The sequence below is a fragment of the Mesonia phycicola genome (assembly GCF_900141885.1).
GTDB lineage: Bacteria > Bacteroidota > Bacteroidia > Flavobacteriales > Flavobacteriaceae > Mesonia > Mesonia phycicola.
Window position 1 is genome coordinate 1 of the sequence record NZ_FQYY01000024.1, and the last position, 5,060, is coordinate 5,060.

Sequence of the window (5,060 nt, forward strand, 5' to 3'; positions counted from 1 at the left end):
CTTCCAGTACTGCAACCCTAAATACACACAGTTTGCAGAAAATAATAATATTACAATGAGTATGACTGAACAATATGACCCTTACGAAAACGCTGTTGCTGAACGTATTAACAGAACACTAAAACACGAATACGGTTTAAAACAAACTATTAAAAACACAGAATTAGCACAAAAGTTAACACAACAAGCAGTATATATCTATAATAACCTTAGAGCACATTTTAGCCTTAACTTAAGAAAACCAGCGGAAGTACATCTTAATCCGAACATCGAATACAGATCTTATCGAAAAAATAATGTAAATTTACACCAACTCTATATATAAAAAACACAGAATAGTTATCAAAAAAGAGTCAACCTATTTCAGTATAATACAAAATGAAAATCGGAACTAAAATATTAATCCTATTTCTGACCCTGAATTTGCTTTCTTGCAAAAGTTCAGCACAAGAAACTGAAACAAAAAAACCTATTTCCGTATTTGACTTCTCAACTATTGAAAAGTTCAGAGAAACGAAACTTAAAGGTCAAATAATAAACGATTATGATAGTATTTTCAGTCCTTTAGAGATGAAAGAACTTTCAGATATTATTTATGACTATAACATTGAAACAACTCGACAAATAGTTGTTGTGACAATTGACAGTATTTCACCTTATTCCGATATTCAAAAATTTGCGACTGACTTAAGTAATTATTGGGGAGTTGGAAACGCTGAAAAAAATAATGGACTGACAATTGTTATGTGCAATCCTTGTAGAAAAATCGGAATTGCAACTGGAACTGGAACTGAACTGATTTTGACAAACGAAATCTGTAAAAAAGTAATTGACCAAACAATAATTCCAGAATTTAAAAACGGTAATTTCTATGTCGGAATTAAAAACGGAGTGGTTGAATTAATAGAAAAATGGAAATAAAAAGTACTGTGTACAACAATGTATAACCGCAATTACGGCGGATTCGACTACGTCCGAATCCACTCGGAATTGCTAACGTCAGTTCTTAACTGAAAAACATTATCTTTAATCCCGTAACTGACGGTTATACGAGACCGTTGGGCACAATTATAACTATAATCCTGCATTCAAATGAAAGAAATTAAAGAAATAAACCTATTCATATCTTGTCCTGGAGATATTCAAGATGAATTAAACTCTATTGAGGTAATAGTTAAAGAGATTAATAAAACTATAGGTAAAATAAGTAATTTCGTAATACAAATTGTCCATTGGAATGAGGATACATATACGGATATTGGTGAAGATGGTCAAGAAATTATTAATGATCAAATTGAATATGATATTTTAATTGGTATCTTATGGATGAGATTAGGAACACCAACCAAACGGGATAAATCTGGAACAGTAGAAGAAATAAATAGAGCTATTGAAAATAAAGAAAAGCAACAATTGATTTATTTTAAAACAGCGACTCCGATTAACTTAAATTCTATAAATACTTCAGAATTGAATCAAGTGATGGAATTTAAAAAAGAGCTTTCTAATAAAATACTATACAAAGAATTCGAAAGCATTGAAAAGTTTGAGACTTTATTTCGGTTAAACTTATCAAGTTTAATAAAAGATAAGTTTATCGATGAAAAGAAATCAGTTCAAAATCCGACAAAAATAGATTCGTCTGACAATAATGGAAAATATCAAAATATTGTTTCCTTAATAGATGAAATAGAAAATGCAACAAAAGATGGTTTTGAAGATATTGACATATTTAATATAAATGAGAATGGACATATAAGCTTTGAAAAAGCAACTCGTAATCTAAATAATTTAACGGGTTATCTAAATAAATTGACAGATAATTTAAAAAAAGGGACAGCTGAAATAAATCAAGCCAACAATATTAAAGACACTAGGCTAAAATTATCAAAAGCCAAAAAGGTTGTTAATCGTCTATCAAAAGAATTAGATGAATTTAATGATGAAATAAATTCAGAATTACCTAACTTCTCTGAAAATTTAAAAGAGGTGGGGAAAACAACTTCTGATTTATTGTTAGCATCACGATCATTTAATAACAGTGAAACAAATGAAATTGAAAGTAACACTTTAGCTTATAGAGATTCTATGGAATATGCAATGAATGCCACCGCAAATATGTTGAAAGAAGTTATCAAATGGCCAGCAATAAACCTGAAATTTAATACTAGCAAAAGAAATACAGAAGTTGCTCTAAAAGATTTAATGAAAGAGATGATGTTCGGATTAAAATTGATTGATGAAGCTTTAGAAATTGAGAATTAATTAAAAATAACTGTGCCCAACACCGTATAACAACAATTGCGGCTTTGTGTCCTGCGGACACAACCGCGCAAGCATAAAAGTCGGTAATTTTAGCTATCTTAGTTTTTAACCAATCCGCAACTGATTGTTATACAAGACCGTTGTATGTAATGCCCGAAACGCGACAATGAGAATTGAAATACCGACACAAATTTTCCAAATGGACAAAAATCTAAACCAAATTAAAACGGAAATTTATGACAAGTGCTCACTTGAGATTTCGGATTTTAAAATCGAAGCTGAAAGTAAAGAATATAACGCTTGTCGATTTCAACTCAACGAACTGAATATTTTAAGTAGAAACGCCAAAATAACACAAAAAAAAGTCGGACAATTTGTTACGTTTTGGAAACGAAATGAAAATGGTCCGATTGAACCGTTTGATGAAAATGACCAAATTGATTTTTACACTGTAAATGTTCGGACTGAAAATGAATTTGGACAATTTGTATTTCCTAAATCTCTACTAATTAAAAAAGGAATTATCTCAACTGAAAAGAAAGAGGGAAAACGAGCATTTAGAGTTTATCCAAATTGGGATATTCCGAAAAGCAAACAAGCTGAACGTACTCAAAAATGGCAACTGAATTATTTTTATCAAATCAACAGTTCGACTGATTTACAAAAAGTGACCGAATTGTATAATGGAAAATAAAGCACTACATACAACAATGTATAACCGCAATTACGGCGGATTCGACTACGTCCGAATCCACTCGGAATTGCTAAGGTCTGTGTTAAACCGAAAAATTTACGTACTTTAACCCGTAAACTGACGGTTATACGAGTCCGTTGTAAAACATTTAAAACAAAAACCTATGAAAAAATACGCTTTAAGTTTAATAATTTTATTTTTAGTGATTAGTTGCTCTTTGGAATCAAAATTCAGCTTGCCAAATGATGAAAATATTAATCCTGAATTAATTGGAGAATGGTATAATGAGAAAGAAAATGACGAAAAACTTACCATCATAGAACACGGAAAAAAAACATATAAATTACTGATTAAGAGCAAAGAAAAAATTGATGAAATAATTTCTTTCTCAAAAACAATAAAGGGTTTTGGAATTATGAATCTAAAAACAGATTACAAAAACAAAATCACAAATGTTTTTTATGGTTTTAAAGTCAAGGGAAACACTCTTATGGTTTATGAAGTTAATGAAAAATTGAGAAATAAAGAATTCAAATCTCAAACTGAACTTTTAGAATTTTTTAATGAGAATATTAATAGAGAAAATTTCTTTATAAATCCAACCGAATTAATCCGAAAATAAAAACGTTTTACAACAACGTATAATTCCAACTAAGGTTTTGTGTCCTGCGGACACAGACGCTCACGCGTCAAAGTCAATGCTTTTTACTATCTTTAGTTCTCAAATTCCCTTAGCTGGGAAATTATACAAGACCGTTAGCAATAATTAATAAAAAAGTTAATGAGTAAAATTATAAAATTCTGTTATATAATATTAATTGTTTCTTTATCATCCTGTAAATCAAATATTAGTCTACCCAAAGAAAAATCAGAACTAAACTTGAATTCTAATTTAATTTTGTTAGATGATAAAAGCTTCAAAATTGGTGATAAGATTCAAAGTGCTGTAAATACTTTGGGCAAATACCAAAGAAGTGATGGTTTTACTAACTTGGATAGCATTTATATTTGGGATGATAAAGGAATTTCAATTATAACTGACAAACAGAATGAATGGAGAATCAAAGAAATTTATTTATTTTTGAATAGTACGGATTCAAACAAAAGTAAAGAGAATTTATTTTTTAAAAAATTAGAATCGCATTATAGAGATATTTATAAGAAGAAGAGTAATAGTATTACTAAAAATAATTTTTTTGTTCAAAACGATTATGCCTCAGATTCAATTAAAAATGAAAACGAAAAAATGATAACTGAAATTATAGAAAAAGAAAAGAACATCAGTTATATCTATCCAAAGAACACTATTAAAAATCCCTTTTTTATAAATGGTATTCGGTTTGATTTTAATGATAATATTTCAACTTTTAATAAAAAACTAAAATCTAAGAATATAGAACCATTTCACTATGAATTTGACCTTTATAAAATTGCAACTATGGATCCTAATTCGTTATATGAGTTTTTAGAAAATAATAAATTTAAAGAAGATCCAAATTATGGTATGATAAATAAAAACATAAATGGACTTTTTATATCTGACAACTCCAAAAATAAATTTATTTCAATCATGGTTTCAAATAATGAAGTTGAGTTTATTAAAGTATATTAATTATTTAAAATAACTATTGCTAACAACGTATAATTCCAACTAAGGTTTTGTGTCCTGCGGACACAGACGCTCACGCGTCAAAGTCAGTTCTTTTTACTATCTTTAGTTTCCAAATTCCCTTAGCTGGGTAATTATACAAGACCGTTGTGCGTCATTTAAGAAATGAACTTTCCTGAAATAGGTTGACTAAAAATTAAACCATTAATTATAGTCACTTATGAAAACACAAAATGAACACTGGCGAAAAAAAAGCTACCAAAAAGTAACTTTAGAGACTAAACTTTTAGTCGTTGACCAAATTCTTACAGGACATATTTCTAACAATCAGGCCTCCAAAAAATATGATGTCCCCAGAACAACTATTTCCTATTGGTTAAGAAAATACAGTACCTTAGTGCAACAAAATAATGGTATGAGTAAAAACGACGAAATTAAAAAGTTAAAGGAAAAGATTGAAGAACTGGAGTTTCAAAAAGACTTTCAACAAGA

7 protein-coding genes are annotated in these 5,060 nt (G+C 29.1%); all 7 read left to right on the forward strand.

What is annotated here, in order from left to right; genetic code table 11:
• Positions 1-325 (forward strand): integrase core domain-containing protein (locus BUC03_RS14750; RefSeq protein ID WP_143159219.1); only part of this gene is annotated, 325 nt, incomplete at its 5' end.
• Between the two features lie 53 nt (positions 326-378).
• Positions 379-921, forward strand: coding sequence for a TPM domain-containing protein (locus BUC03_RS14755; protein ID WP_073153835.1), 543 nt, complete (start codon positions 379-381; stop codon positions 919-921).
• A 171-nt stretch (positions 922-1,092) separates the two neighbouring features.
• A complete protein-coding gene (locus BUC03_RS14760; protein ID WP_073153838.1) occupies positions 1,093-2,265 on the forward strand; it encodes a hypothetical protein in 1,173 nt (390 codons plus the stop codon).
• Positions 2,266-2,431: 166 nt separating this feature from the next.
• Entirely contained in the window at positions 2,432-2,959 is a 528-nt protein-coding gene (locus BUC03_RS14765; protein WP_317041179.1) for a MepB family protein, read from the forward strand.
• Positions 2,960-3,122: 163 nt separating this feature from the next.
• Entirely contained in the window at positions 3,123-3,581 is a 459-nt protein-coding gene (locus BUC03_RS14770; RefSeq protein ID WP_073153840.1) for a hypothetical protein, read from the forward strand.
• A 159-nt stretch (positions 3,582-3,740) separates the two neighbouring features.
• Positions 3,741-4,571 (forward strand): DUF7738 domain-containing protein, encoded by an 831-nt coding sequence (locus BUC03_RS14775; RefSeq protein ID WP_073153843.1) that lies wholly within the window; start codon positions 3,741-3,743, stop codon positions 4,569-4,571.
• Between the two features lie 217 nt (positions 4,572-4,788).
• The coding region (locus BUC03_RS14780) for a helix-turn-helix domain-containing protein (protein WP_317041181.1) at positions 4,789-5,060 on the forward strand (272 nt) is incomplete at its 3' end.